Origin of the sequence: Sinorhizobium numidicum, from assembly GCF_029892045.1 — a bacterium.
GTDB classification, from domain to species: Bacteria; Pseudomonadota; Alphaproteobacteria; order Rhizobiales; family Rhizobiaceae; genus Sinorhizobium; species Sinorhizobium numidicum.
The window spans coordinates 1,596,862-1,613,490 of the sequence record NZ_CP120368.1 but is presented as its reverse complement, the minus strand read 5'-3'; the positions used below and the strand labels follow the sequence as shown (position 1 = coordinate 1,613,490).

Below are 16,629 nucleotides of genomic sequence, written 5' to 3'. Positions count from 1 at the left end.
GCCCCTTCAGCGCCTCGCCTTGCTAGGCCAGAGCGAACATTGCATTGAATTCCGCCCGCAACACGTCTTCCTCGGCATTGTCGGGCTTTCGAAAGGCCGCCTCGGCCGCCTGTGCTCGGCGCAGCCGATCGCCGGACAGAACCGGAACAACGTCGGCAACTGCCTTCATTTCTTCCATTATGCCATGACAATGCAGGACGAGATCAAGGCCGGCACCAATAATCTCGCAGGCCCGCGTGGCAATGTCGCCGGCAAGCGCGTTCATCGAAACGTCGTCGGACATCAAGAGGCCGTCGAAGCCGATATGGCCGCGAATGATCTCCTCCACGACCTTCGGAGAGGTTGTGGCTGGATTTTCGGGATCGATCGCCGTGAAAACCATATGCGCCGACATAGCCATGGCTTCGTTCTTCATGGCTATGAAAGGCAGAAAATCACTCCGCTTCAAATCTTCGAGATCGGCACTGACGACCGGCAGGTCGTGGTGGGAATCCACGAAGGTGCGGCCATGGCCGGGCATATGCTTCATCACCGGCAGCATGCCCCCCGCTTTCAAACCCTCGCCCATGGCACGGCCGACCGCCGTTACCGTTGCGGCGTCGTGGCCGTAGGCGCGGTTCCCGATAACATCATGGCTACCGGGTACCGGAACATCGAGAACCGGCAGGCAGTCGACCGTGATACCGAAGCGCATCAGATCGAAGGCGTGAAGGCGCCCCATCAGCCAGGCGGCGCGCACCCCCATCTCCCTATCGCGCCCGTAGATCTCGCCAAGTGCCGCGCCAGTCGGATATTGCTGCACGAGCGGCGGGCGAATGCGCTGGACCCGACCACCCTCCTGATCGATCAGGACAGGTGCCACGGGGTTGCCGATACTGTCGCGTAACGCGTCGACCAAGTCGCAGATCTGCTGTTCCTCGCCAATATTGCGCCCGAAAAGAATAAAGCCCCATGGGCGTTCGCCGGCGAAGAAACTGCGCTCCTCTTCCGTCAGGAAAAGGCCCTTGCAGCCGGCGATAAATGCTTTTGATTCGCTCATGATAAAACCATAGTGTCCCCAAGCTTCAACGCGAAGTCACAAACCTTCTCGCGCCAGGTCATGCACAGACAAAGTGTTCGTCGCAAAGAAAAGGGCGCGACATTTCTGCCGCGCCCGGTTTCCGCATTCAATCTTTTCAGCACTACTTTGTCACGAGGCAGCTTCCACCGGCGCTCTTGTATCGAGAGCAAAGCGAATTGGCCTCCTCACGCGTACCCGCGGGGATTCTCACGCGATAGTAGGTGCCCTTCCCCGCGATCTCCGCCTTGCGGATGTCCACGCCGCGACCGCCTATAACGCTCGCGAACTTGCCGGAAAGATTGTTGTAGCTCTTCTGCGCCTCGGCTTCAGAGGGCAGAGAGGCGATCTGGATCACGTAAGTGCCGGCCGGAACGGAAGCGGTCGCAAGCGGAGCGGTCTGGGCTGCACTTGCCGTCTCCGCTGGAGCCCGACTTTCCGCAGGGCTTGCAGCCGTCTCTGGCTTGGCGGCAGTACCGGTCTGTGCTGCCGGGCGCGTCTCCGGCAACGGTGCCTGCCCGCCACCGACAGCCGTCGTCTTGACAGAGCGAACGGGCGCTTCATTTGCGGGGCCCTTGCCAGCAGCGGCCAGTGCGACCTCGTCGCTAGCGTTAGGTTGTTCGGCGGCGCGCAGCTCGGAACCCACCTCTGCGACCGCAGTGTTGCCTTGAGAAACGGAGGCTACTGCCTCGCCCGAAGCGGTTGCCGGGATTGGCTGATCATTGCCGTTTGCCGCAATGTCGTCCGCCGGCTTTGCCGCGGGCTCCTCGCGAGCGACAAGCGTTCCATCCGGCTTGACGATCATGGTGCGGACCTTGCGCGGCGCGACGGCAGGCGCCCTTTCTTCCTCGGCGGCGTTGCCGTTATTTTCATCCGGCAGCAAGCGCGCGACTTCGTCTTCGTCCCCAGTGGAAACGCCGGCAAGCGCCTCGCCTTCGTCGCTGCCTTCGAGCGGCAAGGTCTCGGGCGTCAGCGTCCTCTGCACAACATCCATCGGCTCTTCCGTCGAGGAGACCAGAGCCTCCTGGCGCGGTGCGCTGCCCTGATCGCCGGCCACGCGGTCGTAGACGGCCTTATCCTGATTGGGCACCGTCTTGCCGCCCTTCACTTCGGGCACGACCTTCACCGGTTCCTTGTCGGCCAGGATGATCTTCGGACCGTCACCGGAAAGGACCGCGCTGCTTCCGCCCATCCAGGCGTAGACAGCGGCACCGCCGAGAATGATGACGCCGGCGACACTCGCAGCCATCAGCATCGTACGCTGTGAACGACCGCCATAGGCCGGCTCGCCATATTCGGCAGCCTCGTCGAGCCGCGGCCTTGCCGCCAGACGCTCTGCATCATGCGTCGGGCTCTGACGTTCCGCCATCGAACGCTGGAAGTCCTCTTCCATCGCCCTTTCGAATTCATCGAAGTCATCCAGCGAAGCAACCGCCGGGCTTGCCTTGGCCGCTGACGCAGCGCGAGCCCCCACGTCGAGATCGAAGTCTCCGGCATGAGAAGCGCTCTTCGCAGCAGGCGCGGGCGTGCCAAAGAGCTGCGCCATTTCGGCATCGATATCCAGGTCGTAGTCGGCCGGATAGGAGACCGGCTTCTCCTCGGTATCCAGCGCGGGCAGTTGCGGTACGTCCATGTCGGCGATCGGCGCCACGCCGCTTTCGGTTTCACCGATCATGGCCGGATCGAAAGGCAGCGGGTTTTCAGCCGGCGCCTCTTCGATCTCCGGCAGCGCGGATGCCAGAGGCTCGTGCCGGTTCGGTTCAGGTTCACTCGGCGTGGTCAGTGCTTGCAGGAACGGCTGGGCGGAGGGCTCGACCAACGCAGGGTGCGTCACAACGGGCTGTTCGGCTGCGCTTTCATCAGCTTTCGGCGCACCGTTGTCGGCCAGATCGACGTCCAAGGCGAGGTCGGACAGCTCAAGCTCGAAATCGTCGAGATCGAAGCTCGGCTCCACCTCGGCTTCCGGCAGGCCGCCCTGCATGGCTCCGGACGGCAGAGCTCCTGGGATGGCTGAGGGTGCTGCCTCAGGCAAAACAACCGGGCTTATGAGACTCGCCGCAGCAGACTCGGCCATCGGCTTTGCGAAGGCCCGCTGCTGCGAAACGCCGGCAGGCGACGCGACCGGCGTCGCGCGGCTGAAAGTCGGTGTGAAGGGATAACTGCTCTTCTTTACCGGCGCGGCAGGACGCACGTGAACGGCGGGATGCGAGGCAACCGCTGCCGCGACCAGGTCTGTAGCCGAAGGAACGGGAAAACGCTCGACATCCGCCAAAAGATGATCGACCTGATCGGAAACACCAATAGGCGCGACCATCGGCGTATCGGCTACGGCCTCAGCACGCAGAGCCTCACCATCACGGCGCGCGGCGAAGTCATCGACCATATCGACATAGAGGGCCCCAGAGGCATCTGCCGGCTCGTCCACCTTGGCAGCGGCGGCAAGCTTGGATGCGAGCGGCTCCTGCCAGTCGTCAAAGGCCGGCAGTTCGTCCACCTCAGGCTGGTGGCTCGTTTGCCGCACAGTATCCTGGCTTGCAGTCGTTTCGGCCGACGGATCTTCGTAGCCGAGCGACAACTCGAGCTCACGCTCCAAGTCCACCGCGGGATCAGCTTCCTGGGCGCGTGCAACGTCCTCGTCGTCACCCGAGAATCCGGGATCGGCGAGCGAAGAGGACGGAAGCAAATCGTCGGCCTGCTGCTCGACTGGAGCGAGTGTCGGGGCGGCATGGTGTTCAACGGCCGGAACGATGTCGTCGACGAGTATCTCCGCCTCGGCGGACGGCTCCTCTCCAGCATCCCGATGTTCGGCTACGGCGGCGGCAACCGGATGATCGACGAGGCCGCTATCCGGCTGAACCGGCGCGGCGCGAGGGGCATCGTAGCTGTCGAACGCGCGAAGAAGCTCTTCCTCGAGATCGAAAGTCGGATCGCGACGGATCGCCTCTTGGTGTCGCTGCAGTTCCTGCAATTGCTGAACGGCCGGCCGAGCATCGTAACCGACAATGCGGGCAAGTTCGCTCAACGGATCATCATCGGCCAATACATCGAACTCTGCCGGCCCGCTTCGTGCGAATTGTTTGTCTGCCATACTCTCCACTCACAATTGCCTGCGTTGATTTGCCAGTGCATTGTGGGGAAATGGTGACACTACTTACCGCATCTCTTCCGGCGCTGAGGTGCCTGTAATGGACAGGCCCGACTTCAATACCGAGGCGACAGCATGCACCAGCCCGAGTCTGGCAATGCTCAATTCTCTGTTCTTATCGTTAACAAAGCGTAAGTCCGGATTTTCTTTACCTTTGTTCCAGTGTCCATGGAAGACCGCAGCAAGATCATACAGGTAAAAAGCGATTCGGTGCGGCTCGTGAGAGAGTGCTGCCGCCTCGACCACGCGCGGATATTCTGCCAGCTTGGCGACAAGCTGCATTTCGGTGGGATCAACGAGCTTTCCGATCACTGCATTGGCAAGATCGACCGAAGACAAATCGAGATCAGGGAACGCCTCGGCGGCCTGACGGAAGACAGAACGGCAGCGCGCATGCGCGTATTGCACGTAGAAGACCGGATTGTCCTTTGACTGTTCCGTCACCTTGGCAAAATCGAAGTCGAGCGGCTCGGTATTTTTCCGGTAAATCATCATGAAACGAACCGGATCGCGGCCGACTTCGTCGACCACCTCACGCAGGGTGACGAAGTCGCCCGACCGTTTGGACATCTTGACCGGTTCGCCATTGCGATAGAGTTTGACGAGCTGGCACAGCAGCACCGTGAGCTCCGCCGCTCCCCCGGAAACCGCGCGCGCCAGCGCCTCCAGCCGTTTGACATAGCCACCGTGATCGGCGCCGAGCACATAGATCATCTCGTGAAAACCACGATCGAACTTGTCCTTGAAGTAAGCAACGTCGGCCGCGAAATAGGTATAAGTCCCGTCGGACTTGATCAGGGGTCGGTCGATATCGTCGCCAACCTCTGTCGAACGGAAGAGCGTCTGCTCGCGATCTTCCCAATCCTCAGGCAGTTGCCCTTTCGGCGGCGGCAACGTGCCCTTGTAGACATGACCCTTGAAGGTGAGGTCGTTGATAGCCGTGCGGATCGGCGTCGCGCCATTGTCATGCAAGGTGCGTTCGGAAAAGAAGACGTCGTGATTGACGTTCAGCGCCGCCAGATCCTCCCGGATCATCGCCATCATCGCGTCGATCACGCGCTCCTTGACCAACGGCATCCATTTTTCGTCCGGCATGATCCTGAGGCTCGTGCCGAATTCGTCCGCGAGCGCCTCACCGACCGGCATGAGATAGTCGCCGGGATAAAGACCGGCAGCAATCTCGCCGATATCCTCACCCAGCGCCTCGCGGTAACGCATGAATGCCGACCGGGCGAGTACATCGATCTGCGAGCCGGCGTCGTTGATGTAGTATTCCTTAGTCACGTCGTACCCGGCAAAGGCAAGAAGGTTGGCAAGCGCATCGCCGACAACCGCGCCGCGGCAATGGCCGACGTGCATCGGACCGGTCGGATTGGCCGAGACGTATTCGACGTTCACCTTCCGCCCGGCGCCAACGGTGCTGCGCCCATAGTCGATACCTGCCCGCACTACGGCGGACAGAAGTTTCTGCCAATAGGAGACGGACAAGCGGACATTGATGAAACCAGGGCCGGCAACGGAGACCTCTGTGACCTCGGCATCCTGTCGCAGTTTCTCAACGATAAGGTCTGCGAGGGCGCGCGGATTCATGCCCAGCGGCTTTGCGAGCACCATCGCCGCGTTGGTCGCCACATCGCCATGGCTTGCATCGCGAGGCGGCTCGACATTGATGCGCCCGAAGTCAAGTTCGGATCGCTTTTCACGCACGATATCAAGGGTTTCGAGAATGTTTTTAATTCTTGATTCGAAGTCTGTGAAAAGATTCATCTGATCCGTCCGCTTTTCCAGTTGCACTGGAGAATTGCGCAAAACTCAAAGGAGGCCGGGCTCCCCGGGGAACCTGCAGCCTCCGGGCGGGTCCCTATCGCAAATCGGGCGTATGGTCAAACAAACGCCTGTGCACGCTGATCGCGAAAGTATCCGTCATGCCCGCAAGATAGTCTCCCACGTGGCGGGCTCTCGCCGGCTCCGCCATCCCCGCGATCTGATCGATCCAGTAGTGTTCTTTCATCAACAGCGGATCGGTCATGAAAGCTCGGTAGAGATCGGTGACGATCGACGCCGCCCCCTGCCGCACGCGCATCACATCGGGATGACGATAGATCCGCATCATGAGCATATTCTTGATCTGTCGATCGGTTTCGCTCATCGCCTCCGAGAAGGTCGCGATGACTTTGCCAGCCATACGCACGTCACGTACGCTTTGCGGCCGAATTTCTTCGAGCCGCTCCTGCGCAACGCCAATGACATCCTCCACCATCGCCGTGATCTGCCGTCGCATGATCTCATGCGTGAAGCGGCTGCTTTCCAGCCCCGGATAGCGATCGTGTACCTCGCGCATCAGGCGGGCGAGAAACGGAACCTCTTCCAGCATCTCGAAAGTGAGATAACCGGCACGTAAGCCGTCGTCGATATCGTGGGTATTATAGGCGATATCGTCGGCGATTGCGGCAACCTGCGCTTCAAGGCTGGCAAAGCTCGCAAGTTCGAGATCGTGAATGGCGCAATAGTCGAGAATCGGCTGCGGAACCGGGCCACGCGTTCCCTGCCCGTCCTGCGTCATCAGCGGGCCGTTGTGCTTGACGAGACCTTCGAGACTCTCCCAAGTGAGATTCAACCCGTCGAATTCCGCATAGCGCCGCTCCAGCTTGGTGACGATCCGCAGCGACTGGGCGTTGTGGTCGAAGCCGCCATAGGGCTTTAGCGCGTCGTGCAATGCATCCTCGCCGGTATGGCCGAACGGCGTGTGGCCGAAGTCATGGACGAGAGCGACGCCCTCCGCCAAATCCTCGTCGAGCTTGAGGGCCCGCGCCAGTGCTCGTGCGATCTGGGCCACTTCAATCGTGTGCGTCAGGCGCGTCCGATAATGGTCGCCATCCGCGGCTATGAACACCTGCGTCTTGTGCTTCAGCCGCCGGAAAGCCGTCGTATGGACGATTCGATCGCGATCGCGCTGGAAATCGGAACGCGTCGGGCTGGCGGATTCGGGATAGAGCCTGCCGCGTGAGGCCCATGGATCCGAAGCAAAAACTGCGTGTTCGCCATAGCCGAATCCGAGGGTCTGTCTATCGAAGGTCATTTCACACCTGCGCAGGTCATCCCATTGACGGGACATTCAAGCCTTCATACCTATAGTACACGTTACAGGAAAGCGGCGAGGGATTTGCCGCATGATCCTCGCGGAAGAACAAGGGCTTGACGGAGAATCGTGAAGCTGACTTGTCCTCTGGGGCGATTGTAACGCTACGGCATGGTTCCTTAAACCGTGCAGCAGTTTCAAGGTGTTACAGCGACATTTGTGCGCGTGAAAAGACGCGGCGCTGTAAGGCGAAAAATCAATCTCTCCGGTTCTTGACCCCGGTTGGAGGCAGACATGACGCAGGAAACAGTGACGCTTTCGGACGCGGCGGCCAACCGCATTGCCGCAATTCTCCAGGCTGAAAAAGATAAAAAAGCGATGCGCGTCTCCGTCGAAGGCGGGGGCTGCTCCGGCTTCTCCTATAAATTCGATCTGGTAGACGCAGAGAATGAGGACGACCTCGTTCTCGAAAAGGGCAACGCGAAGGTCCTGATCGACAGTCTTTCCCTCATCTATATGGGCGGCTCGGAAATCGATTTCGTCGACAACCTGCTCGGCCAGTCCTTTCAGATCAAGAATCCGAACGCGGTTGCAAGCTGCGGCTGCGGAACAAGCTTCTCGATCTGACGAACAACGGTTGCGCAACGCGGCGGGCGCGATTCAGCAATGCATTTCCGTTTGATCATTATGCTTTTGGGTCGAATCGACCCAAAAGCATAAACCTGATCGTTCCAGTAAGTTAGAACGGGGATGCGGGCGAAAAACTGCACGCACTTTCTCTCATGCCGCCTCTCATGCCGCTCTAGAGATAGGGTGATCCCAGCCAGAGCAAGCGATTTGCCAGTCGGTTCGCGAAAGGTTGCGCGCGAAGCCCTGCAAGCGTTACCTCCTCGGCGGTCGTAATGAGCGTGCAGATTTTCTCGCTGACGGAGCGCGCAAACGCCTCATCGAGAACTTCGAGATCGAACTCGAAATTGAGGCGCAGAGAGCGCGGGTCGAGATTGGTTGAACCGACATAGGTCCAACGTTCGTCCACGACCATCAGCTTCGAATGGTTGAATACTCCCCGGGCGCGCCATACGCGGCAGTGGCCTTTCAGCACCTGGTCGAATTGCGCGGTCATCGCTCGGTCGACGAGGGTCAGATTGTTGATCGCCGGCACGACTATATCGACCTCGACCCCCCTTCTTGCCGCCGTCACCAGTGCGCTGACGAGTTCCTTGTCCGGCAGGAAATAGGGCGACATCAGCCGGATATGGTTTCGCGCGATCGAAAACGCTCCCATCAGCATCTTATGGTTCGTCTCGTTGGTACTGTCGGGCCCGGTAGGCACGGCGCGCATCAGCACCGTTGGTAAATCCTCTTCCTCCGGAAGGTCAGCCAACTGCCAGGTGTCGCCCGAGAGGACCTCACCGCTCGAAAACTGCCAATCTTCCGCGGCGACCTGGAATATGTCGGCGACGATCGGGCCGGTAACAAGGAAATGGGTGTCGAAAGACGCCTCCTTGCCCGCAAGCTCCGTCGTGAAACCCGCCCGGATGTTCATGCCGCCGGCGAAAGCAATCGCGCCGTCGACCACGATGACCTTGCGGTGGGTTCGCAAATTGGCATAAGGCAGCCGCAGGCCCATGATGATGTTGCCGTTGAAGACCGCAATCGGCACGCCGCCCTCCTTCAGGTAGCCCACAATGCTCGGCACGGAATAACGCGCACCGACGGCGTCGATCAGAACGCGAACACTGACGCCCCGTTTCACGGCGGCGATCAGGGCGTCGGCAAAACGCAGCCCGATCGGATCGCGATCGAAAATGTAGCTTTCCAGCAGGATGCTGCGGCGTGCGCCGGCGATCGCATCGAGCATTGCCGAATAAACATCGTCGCCGCCTTCCAACATGGTGATGCGATTTCCGGTCGACATCGTAAAGCGCGCGACTCGATCGCCAAGAATCTTCATCGCCGCGAAGCGCTGGCCGAAGCGGCGGGCCACGTCGTCGTGGGTAATATCGAAGCGGCCGAACTGATCCGGTCCGGTCGAACGCAGGAGCGAACGCTGCAGACCGATCGACGAGCGGCGCATGCGGTTGATGCCCGCGACGGCATAAATAGCGGCGCCGATAACCGGCGATAGGAGGACCACGCCGACCCAGCCGGCAGCGGCGCGCACATCGTCCTTGGTCATTGCCGCATGGATGATTGCCGGCACGCCCAAGGCGAAGGACAGCAGCGCCAGAAAATGAGGCCAATAGTTGTCTACGAAAGCAATCATGCGCGGGACTATAGACGGACGCCAAGCGGAATCAATTCCGCCACTCTCGGCTGCATCAAGCGCCCAGAGGCACCGGGAAATCGCCGTACGCTCGCCCGGTCTTTGACGGCACAATTGTTCCAGGTATCAGATTTGTCAAAAGAATTCGCAGCCGCTACAACCAATCGCTTGCAAGGATTCACCGACAAGAAAGGCAGTTCTGCCCCATGAAGATCGCCACCTGGAATATCAACGGCGTCAAGGCGCGGATCGACGGTCTCGTCGCGTGGCTGAAGGCATCGAATCCCGACATTGCTTGCCTGCAGGAGATCAAAGCGGTCGATGAGGCGTTTCCGCGGAGCGAGATCGAAGCCCTCGGCTACCATGTGGAGACGCACGGACAGAAGGGCTTCAACGGCGTCGCCCTGCTTTCGAAGCTGCGGCCGGACGAGGTCAATCGCGGGCTGCCGGGAGATGATTCGGACGAGCAGTCGCGGTTCATCGAAGGCGTCTTTTCCGTCAGCGGCGGGGCTATTCGTGTGTGCTGCCTTTATCTGCCGAACGGGAACCCGGTGAGTACGGAAAAATATGCCTATAAACTCGGATGGATGCAGCGGCTGGCAGGCTTCGCCGAGCAGAGACTGCGGCTCGAGGAACCGCTTATCCTCGCAGGCGACTACAATGTCATTCCGGAAGCCCATGACTGCTGGGACGTCAAGGTCTGGCAAAATGACGCGCTCTTCCTGCCTGAAACGCGGGCGGCATTCCGGCGCCTTCGCAATCTCGGGTTCACCGACGCGGTGCGCGCGACCTCGGACGAAGTGCCGCTCTATTCATTTTGGGATTACCAGGCGGGATGCTGGCAGAAGAATTTCGGCATCCGGATCGACCATCTGATGCTGTCGCCGGAAGCGGCCGACAAGCTCCTGTCGACATCGATCGAAAAGCACGTCCGATCGTGGGAAAAACCGTCCGATCACGTTCCGGTCGCAGGGGAGTTTGCGTTCGAGCTCGAGTAAAGCGGGACGACGAACGTGCCCGGTTACCGCCCGCAGCCGCGTTCCTACGGCGCCGCGCGTCGATTCAGGCGCGCAAAGATCGCGGTGGCATTTCGAATTGCTGTATAATTTGGTCCTTAAATCGATTCCGATTTAAGGAATTATGCAGTAATTCTCGGCCACTGGGTCGGCGAGCTCAGTCGTCTGCCTGCAGGTGCATGTTCTGCGACATCACGATCGCCACGCGGCGGTCGTCCTCGGTGGCGAGGGAAAAAGCCTGCTCCTGCATCGCCTGGAGCCAGGGCCTGTCCTTGGGCGAACACTGGTCGAGTGCCGCGGTCATGTAGGCGAGCCCGCGAACGGTCTGGCCCTCCTGAAAGATGACGTTTCCGAAAACGCCCATTGCGCCGGCATGGCCATTCTTGCGCGCGCGGTTCAGCCACTTCTTGGCCTGCTGGACGTTGACGCTGCCCCCCTCGCCCGAGAGCAGCATCCGCGCAAGCTGAAACTGCGCTTCCGCAACGCCGAAAGTCGACGCCGCCTGGAAATACAGCTGCCGGGCCTGTGATAGGTCCACTTTCACCGGGCTATCAGGAATGCCGCGCCGATAGTAGCCCGCAAGCGAAATCAACGCATTGACGAAGTATCCCGTGTCCTCGGAGCCGGGTTCGACGCCCTGCTGGGCAATCTCGCTATAGATCTTGAAGGCTTCGAGGTCGTTCTCGGCGACACCATCGCCATAGGCATACATGTTCGCGAGCGCCCAGCGCGACCCGGTGTGCCCCTTCTCGGCGGCATAACGATAGGCTTCAACCGCCTCGTCCTTCCTGCCGTTCTTGTAGGCGGAGAAACCGAACTTGAAGAGGGCGAACGGACCGGATTCTTTGCTGATGCCGGCCCCGGGATCGAAGGCCCGCACCGGCCCTGCGGCTGCGCCAACTGCCAGCGACATACTCAGCACGGCAATCTTAAGAGACTTGAATTCACCCGCGAGCATCACAATCAGCTTCTTCCGTTCGAGCCGGCCACGCCGAACCCATCACCGCTGCAAACATTCATCCCTGCACAGTCGCTTGCCATCGGGGCGCTCATCGAAGGGACTTCCCCCGTGAATTTCCGTGAGGAAGTTCCCGCGCGCCACACGAATTCCCTTGCCGCACGGCCGGGTTTGGCCCGACCGTACGTCCGATGCCAGTTGCTAAGGGATGTCATGACAGCATACAAACTCAAATCACCTCAAACGCAGGCACGGCACTCGATCGCACGTTTGTCGCTATCATCGCTGCTCTCATTTTGTGGCGGGAAATGGACATAACCGACGCGGTCCCGATACTACCAGACCATAGCAGCAAATGTGTTGCTGAATCGTCACATTCGCAACCGCTCATAAGCCGTACCCCAAAAGCTCCGGCAACAAGAGAAAGGCCCGGTAAAAACCGGGCCTCGAACATTCTTCAATGGGGGATCAGAACCGGACTTTTAACGAAGTTGAAATCGCTCCGACGAAGTCGTTGTCGAAGTCGTATGTGACCTCGTTTCCAATCTCCTCGCCGTCGAAGGTGACCGGGCCGGAACTTCCACTGGTCATTATGCCGACGACGCCGGCGAGGCGAAGTTCGACATTCTGCGTGGGAGTGTAGGAAACGCCGGTGCCGACCGTCCAAGTATCGGTCTGCGTGCCATAGCCCTGACTCGTGCCGCGATCCCAGGTGAGGCTGACCGCTCCGCTCCACTGATCGTTGAATTTATGACCGATACCGCCGGTAACCGTCCAACCATCGCGATAGAGTAGGTCGAGGCTCGTGCACGGGGTGAGCGGTGTTTCAGTTGCAGGGCAGAATTTGAGGACTTGCAACTGGCTCCAATCCGTCCACTTCACCGAGCCGAATGCCAGCCAGCCCGGGGCGATACCCGACTGCACCTTTAATTCCAGCGAGTCTGGCATTGAGGCGAAGCCGGAGACGTCGTACTTGGTACCCCTGATCGGGCCCAACGGGGTGGGAAATGCAAACTGCGTCAGGTCAATAAAACCGGACAAATTATCCAGGTCGACCTTGCTGTTGTAAACAAGACTCGCGCGCATCGCGTATTCGGGAATCTCGTAGGCGACACCTGTACGCCAACCCCAGCCATCGCCTTCAAGCTCGAGACGACCGATACCGGTAAGCGGTGCAACAGCAGCCGCCGGCGCTACGAGGCGATCCTTAAACCCGCCAACTTCCTGATAGAACGCGCCGCCGATGATGCGAAACACGCCCGGTCCCATGTCCCATTTGTAGGAGCACGTCGCAGCGTAGTTATCACTTTCGACCTTCGTTTCGATATTGTCGTTCGCCCCCATCCAGTTCTTGCCAGGATTGGTGTGGGCGCCCCAAGGCTGCGAGTAGTCCGCCATACAGTCAATACTGTCACCCAGACCAGCCTTTACACCGATGCGGGGCGCCCAATAACTTTCCGTGTCCCGAACACTTGTGCTACCGCCACCGATCCCGTTGGATCCAATGCCGTTCGCGGGATTGATGTCCTCAACGTTCTTGAGCTCGCGCTGCGGATTGACATATGTGGCCGTCGCTTCGGCGGCATAATCCGATGGGTCGAACAGCAGATCGATATTATAGCCGCTGCGCTCAAGCCCCCCCGCCTGCGCAGCCGATGCCACAAGCATCCCGGTAACCGCGGCCAGAACGCCCTTCTTCAATCCACTACGAGCCATTCAGCTCCTCCCCTGCACTTTCAGAATGCGGCAATCCACCTCATGCCGCGCTTGGAGGGGAGTATCCTCACGATTGCGTGAATTGGCAAATAGCCGACTTGAGACGAAGGTCGGCAGAGCCGCCTTCAAATTTACGTAAGAATTTCAAAATCTAGACACAATTTGAAAAGTTTTGGAATCAGGTTCCGCCTGGGCGGAATACTCGGGCCCTAGCTGAAAAAAAATTCTGTTTCTGCCGCGGTGTGTGACCGCAACACAACAACATCGCTTTTTGCAATCCGTCAGAGGTCAGCGGCTTTGAAAGACCATCAACAAAACCCATGCGTGTAGCGCCCGGATCCAGTCGCTCGCCCCAAAGCCCGATTCGGTAGTGCCGCCACAAAAATAGGAAATCCGCGGCATTTCTGCCGCGGACTGCACATTCATCCGGAATGCCTGGAATCAGCCCGCTTCCGCCACGCGGCGGAGGGCCACGCCCAGCGAATCCTTTTGCAGATCGAGCTCCACCAGTCGCTCGCGTTCCGCCTCGACCAGTTCAGCCTTTGCGTTGGCGACGAATTTTTCGTTGGCGAGCTTGCTAAGAATTCTCTCCCGTTCAGCCTCGACCTTGGCTATCGCCTTTTCCAGCCGCGACTTTTCCGCCGCTAGGTCGATCAAGTTGCCGAGCGGAAGGCAGGCCGTCGCTTCGCCGACGACGAGCTGGGCGCTGCCGCGCGGCGCCACCGCCGCATGCTCGATGCTCTCCACCCTAGCCAGGCGCTTGATCGCGGATGCATGCCGGTCCAGCCGTTCGCTCGTCAGTCCGTTCGCCCCGACGATCACCAGCGGCGCCGTCGCGGCCGGGGGAACGTTCATTTCCGCGCGCACCGAACGAATACCCGACACGAGATCGATCAGCCAGTTGATTTCGTCCGCGGCGTCGTCGTCAGCGTAAAAGGCGGAAGGCCATTCGGCGTGGCACAGCAATGTGTCGCGCGTGCGCCCCTCGCTTTCGGTTTGCCACCAGAGCTCTTCAGTCATGAAGGGCATGAACGGGTGCAACAGCTTATAGATCTCATCGAGGACATAGGCGACGCAGCCCTGCGACTCGAGTTTGGCTGCCTCGTCGTCACCGTTGAAAACCGGCTTCAGCAATTCGAGGTACCAATCGCAGAACTGGTTCCATACGAAGCGGTAGAGACTTCCGGCCGCTTCATTGAACCGGTAGCTCTCGATCGCCTCGGTCGCGTCACGGATCGTGCGCGAAAGTTCCGTCAGGATCCAGCGATTGACGGTCAGCGAGGCAGCTTCGGGAATGAAGCCTTCACTGCTCGTCACGCCGTTCATCTCGGCAAAGCGCGTGGCATTCCAAAGCTTGGTGCCGAAGTTGCGATAACCGGCTATGCGGGCGGGATCGAGCTTCACGTCTCGCCCTTGTGCGGCCATGATGGCAAGGGTGAAGCGCAACGCGTCGGCGCCGTATTCGTCCATCAATTCCAATGGATCGATGACGTTGCCCTTCGATTTCGACATCTTCTGCCCGTTCTTGTCGCGAACGAGCGCATGGACGTAAACGGTATGGAAGGGTTCGACCGGCGTGCCATCGGCGTCCTTCATGAAGTGAAGGCCCATCATCATCATGCGGGCGACCCAGAAGAAGATGATGTCGAAGCCCGTTACCAGAACGTCGGTCTGGTAGTATTTTTCGAGCTCCGGCGTTTCTTTCGGCCAGCCTAGCGTCGAGAAAGGCCAAAGCGCCGACGAGAACCACGTGTCGAGCACATCCTCGTCCCGTGTCAGGACTTCACCCGGCTTGAAGTTTTCGAGAAGATCTTCGACGTAGGCCTTCATCGGCCCTTCATGTGCCAGGTAATGCTGAATCGCCGCATGCAGCGCTTCTTCCTCGGTCCTCTCGACGAAAACCTGTCCATCCGGACCATACCATGCAGGGATCTGATGGCCCCACCAGAGCTGGCGCGAAATACACCAGGGCTGAATGTTCTCCATCCATTCGAAATAGGTCTTCTCCCAGTTCTTCGGGACGAAGGTCGTCCGCCCTTCCCTGACGGCGGCAATGGCCGGTTTTGCCAGTGTCTTGGCATCGACGTACCATTGTTCGGTCAGGCGCGGCTCGATCGGGACGCCGCCGCGATCGCCGTGCGGCACCGTATGCTTGTGCGGCTCGATATGGTCGACGAGACCGGCTTCCTCGAGGATCTCGACAATCAGCTTGCGAGCCTCGAACCGGTCCTTGCCCTCCAACTGGTCCCAGGCGCCATGCAGGGCCGCCGGATGATCAAGGCCCTCCAGGAAATCCTCATTATTCTTGATCGTAACGCGTCCGTCCGGCGTCAAGACATTGACCTGGCGGAGCCCCCTCCGCTTGCCCACCTCGAAATCATTGAAGTCATGGGCCGGCGTCATCTTGACTGCGCCGGTGCCGGTCGTCGGATCCGGGTATTCGTCGGCGACGATCGGAATGCGACGTCCGACGATCGGCAGGATCACATGCTTGCCCACAATTCCCTTGTAACGGGCGTCGTCCGGATGAACGGCAACGCCCGTGTCGCCAAGCATCGTCTCCGGACGCGTCGTCGCAACGACCAGATAATCGCGGGTCTCCCATTCCGTGGCGTTGCCGTTTTCATCGAAGGCAACCGGATGCCGGTAGGTGACGCCCTCTTCGAGCGGGTAGCGCAAATGCCAAAGATGACCATTAACCTCGACCTGCTCGACTTCGATGTCTGATATCGCCGTCTGCAGCTTCGGGTCCCAATTGACCAGGCGCGTGTCGCGATAGATTAGCCCCTCCTTGTAGAGGCTGACAAAAACTTCGATGACGGCTTCGGAAAGGCCCTCATCCATCGTGAAACGTTCGCGGGACCAGTCGCAGGACGCGCCGAGCCGCTTCAACTGGTTGAAGATAAGCCCGCCGGACTCGGCCTTCCACTCCCAGACCTTTTCGACGAAAGCCTCGCGCCCCAGCGCGCGGCGGCCGGGAAGCTGCCGCTCGGCAAGCTGGCGTTCCACAACCATTTGCGTCGCGATGCCGGCGTGGTCCATGCCTGGCTGCCAGAGGACATCCTTGCCGCGCATGCGCTCGAAGCGTACCAGGATGTCCTGCAGCGTATTGTTGAGCGCATGGCCCATATGCAGCGAGCCCGTGACGTTCGGCGGCGGGATCACGATGCAGAAAGCCTCGGCGCCAGGCTTTGCGCCAGCGCCCGCACGAAACGCGTTTTCTTCGTCCCACTTCTTGGCAATACGCGGGTCGACGGATGCGGAATCGTAGGTCTTATCAAGCATTTTTTGGCCAATTTTTGAGATTGATGTCAGCGTTGGTAAACCGGAAGGCCCATCGCAAGTCAACACAAACGGAAAAAAAGCCGCAGACCATCGCGAACGCGGCTCTC

At 59.8% G+C, this 16,629-nt stretch carries 10 protein-coding genes; 2 read left to right on the top strand and 8 right to left on the bottom strand.

Annotated elements, in window-relative coordinates; translation table 11 throughout:
* Window positions 1-22 precede the first annotated feature (22 nt).
* From nagZ to PYH37_RS18860, 4 genes are all read right to left on the bottom strand, one after another.
* A complete protein-coding gene (nagZ, locus tag PYH37_RS18875; protein WP_280732978.1) occupies window positions 23-1,039 on the bottom strand; it encodes a beta-N-acetylhexosaminidase in 1,017 nt (338 codons plus the stop codon).
* Window positions 1,040-1,181: 142 nt separating this feature from the next.
* Window positions 1,182-4,145, bottom strand: coding sequence for an SPOR domain-containing protein (locus PYH37_RS18870; RefSeq protein WP_280732977.1), 2,964 nt, complete (start codon window positions 4,143-4,145; stop codon window positions 1,182-1,184).
* Between the two features lie 63 nt (window positions 4,146-4,208).
* Window positions 4,209-5,969 (bottom strand): arginine--tRNA ligase, encoded by a 1,761-nt coding sequence (gene argS, locus PYH37_RS18865; protein WP_280732976.1) that lies wholly within the window; start codon window positions 5,967-5,969, stop codon window positions 4,209-4,211.
* 94 nt (window positions 5,970-6,063) lie between these two features.
* Entirely contained in the window at window positions 6,064-7,281 is a 1,218-nt protein-coding gene (locus PYH37_RS18860) for a deoxyguanosinetriphosphate triphosphohydrolase (RefSeq protein WP_280732975.1), read from the bottom strand.
* A 294-nt stretch (window positions 7,282-7,575) separates the two neighbouring features.
* On the opposite strand from PYH37_RS18860, the gene erpA reads away from it, so the two are divergent.
* The gene (erpA, locus tag PYH37_RS18855; RefSeq protein WP_280732974.1) at window positions 7,576-7,908 is read left to right on the top strand and encodes an iron-sulfur cluster insertion protein ErpA; all 333 of its coding nucleotides are present in this window, start codon (window positions 7,576-7,578) and stop codon (window positions 7,906-7,908) included.
* Between the two features lie 175 nt (window positions 7,909-8,083).
* Here erpA and PYH37_RS18850 read toward each other — a convergent pair whose 3' ends face one another.
* Window positions 8,084-9,547 (bottom strand): phospholipase D-like domain-containing protein, encoded by a 1,464-nt coding sequence (locus tag PYH37_RS18850; protein ID WP_280732973.1) that lies wholly within the window; start codon window positions 9,545-9,547, stop codon window positions 8,084-8,086.
* 206 nt (window positions 9,548-9,753) lie between these two features.
* Here PYH37_RS18850 and xth point away from each other — a divergent pair, with 206 nt between their 5' ends.
* Window positions 9,754-10,545: an exodeoxyribonuclease III gene (gene xth, locus PYH37_RS18845; RefSeq protein ID WP_280732972.1), complete on the top strand. Its 792-nt coding sequence runs from the start codon at window positions 9,754-9,756 to the stop codon at window positions 10,543-10,545.
* Between the two features lie 175 nt (window positions 10,546-10,720).
* Here xth and exoR read toward each other — a convergent pair whose 3' ends face one another.
* From exoR to PYH37_RS18830, 3 genes are all read right to left on the bottom strand, one after another.
* On the bottom strand, window positions 10,721-11,521 hold the full coding sequence (gene exoR, locus PYH37_RS18840) for an exopolysaccharide production regulator ExoR (RefSeq protein ID WP_280732971.1): 801 nt from the start codon (window positions 11,519-11,521) through the stop codon (window positions 10,721-10,723).
* 468 nt (window positions 11,522-11,989) lie between these two features.
* Window positions 11,990-13,237, bottom strand: a complete 1,248-nt coding sequence (locus tag PYH37_RS18835) for an OmpP1/FadL family transporter (RefSeq protein WP_280732970.1) — start codon at window positions 13,235-13,237, stop codon at window positions 11,990-11,992.
* A 441-nt stretch (window positions 13,238-13,678) separates the two neighbouring features.
* A complete protein-coding gene (locus tag PYH37_RS18830) occupies window positions 13,679-16,522 on the bottom strand; it encodes a valine--tRNA ligase (protein ID WP_280732969.1) in 2,844 nt (947 codons plus the stop codon).
* Between the last annotated feature and the right edge of the window lie 107 nt (window positions 16,523-16,629).

What these genes read in the sequence shown, in the direction of transcription:
- nagZ (WP_280732978.1), bottom strand. Translation starts at nt 1,039, where the DNA reads ATGAGCGAATCAAAAGCATTTATCGCCGGCTGCAAGGGCCTTTTCCTG.
- PYH37_RS18870 (WP_280732977.1), bottom strand. Translation starts at nt 4,145, where the DNA reads ATGGCAGACAAACAATTCGCACGAAGCGGGCCGGCAGAGTTCGATGTA.
- argS (WP_280732976.1), bottom strand. Translation starts at nt 5,969, where the DNA reads ATGAATCTTTTCACAGACTTCGAATCAAGAATTAAAAACATTCTCGAA.
- PYH37_RS18860 (WP_280732975.1), bottom strand. Translation starts at nt 7,281, where the DNA reads ATGACCTTCGATAGACAGACCCTCGGATTCGGCTATGGCGAACACGCA.
- erpA (WP_280732974.1), top strand. Translation starts at nt 7,576, where the DNA reads ATGACGCAGGAAACAGTGACGCTTTCGGACGCGGCGGCCAACCGCATT.
- PYH37_RS18850 (WP_280732973.1), bottom strand. Translation starts at nt 9,547, where the DNA reads ATGATTGCTTTCGTAGACAACTATTGGCCTCATTTTCTGGCGCTGCTG.
- xth (WP_280732972.1), top strand. Translation starts at nt 9,754, where the DNA reads ATGAAGATCGCCACCTGGAATATCAACGGCGTCAAGGCGCGGATCGAC.
- exoR (WP_280732971.1), bottom strand. Translation starts at nt 11,521, where the DNA reads ATGCTCGCGGGTGAATTCAAGTCTCTTAAGATTGCCGTGCTGAGTATG.
- PYH37_RS18835 (WP_280732970.1), bottom strand. Translation starts at nt 13,237, where the DNA reads ATGGCTCGTAGTGGATTGAAGAAGGGCGTTCTGGCCGCGGTTACCGGG.
- PYH37_RS18830 (WP_280732969.1), bottom strand. Translation starts at nt 16,522, where the DNA reads ATGCTTGATAAGACCTACGATTCCGCATCCGTCGACCCGCGTATTGCC.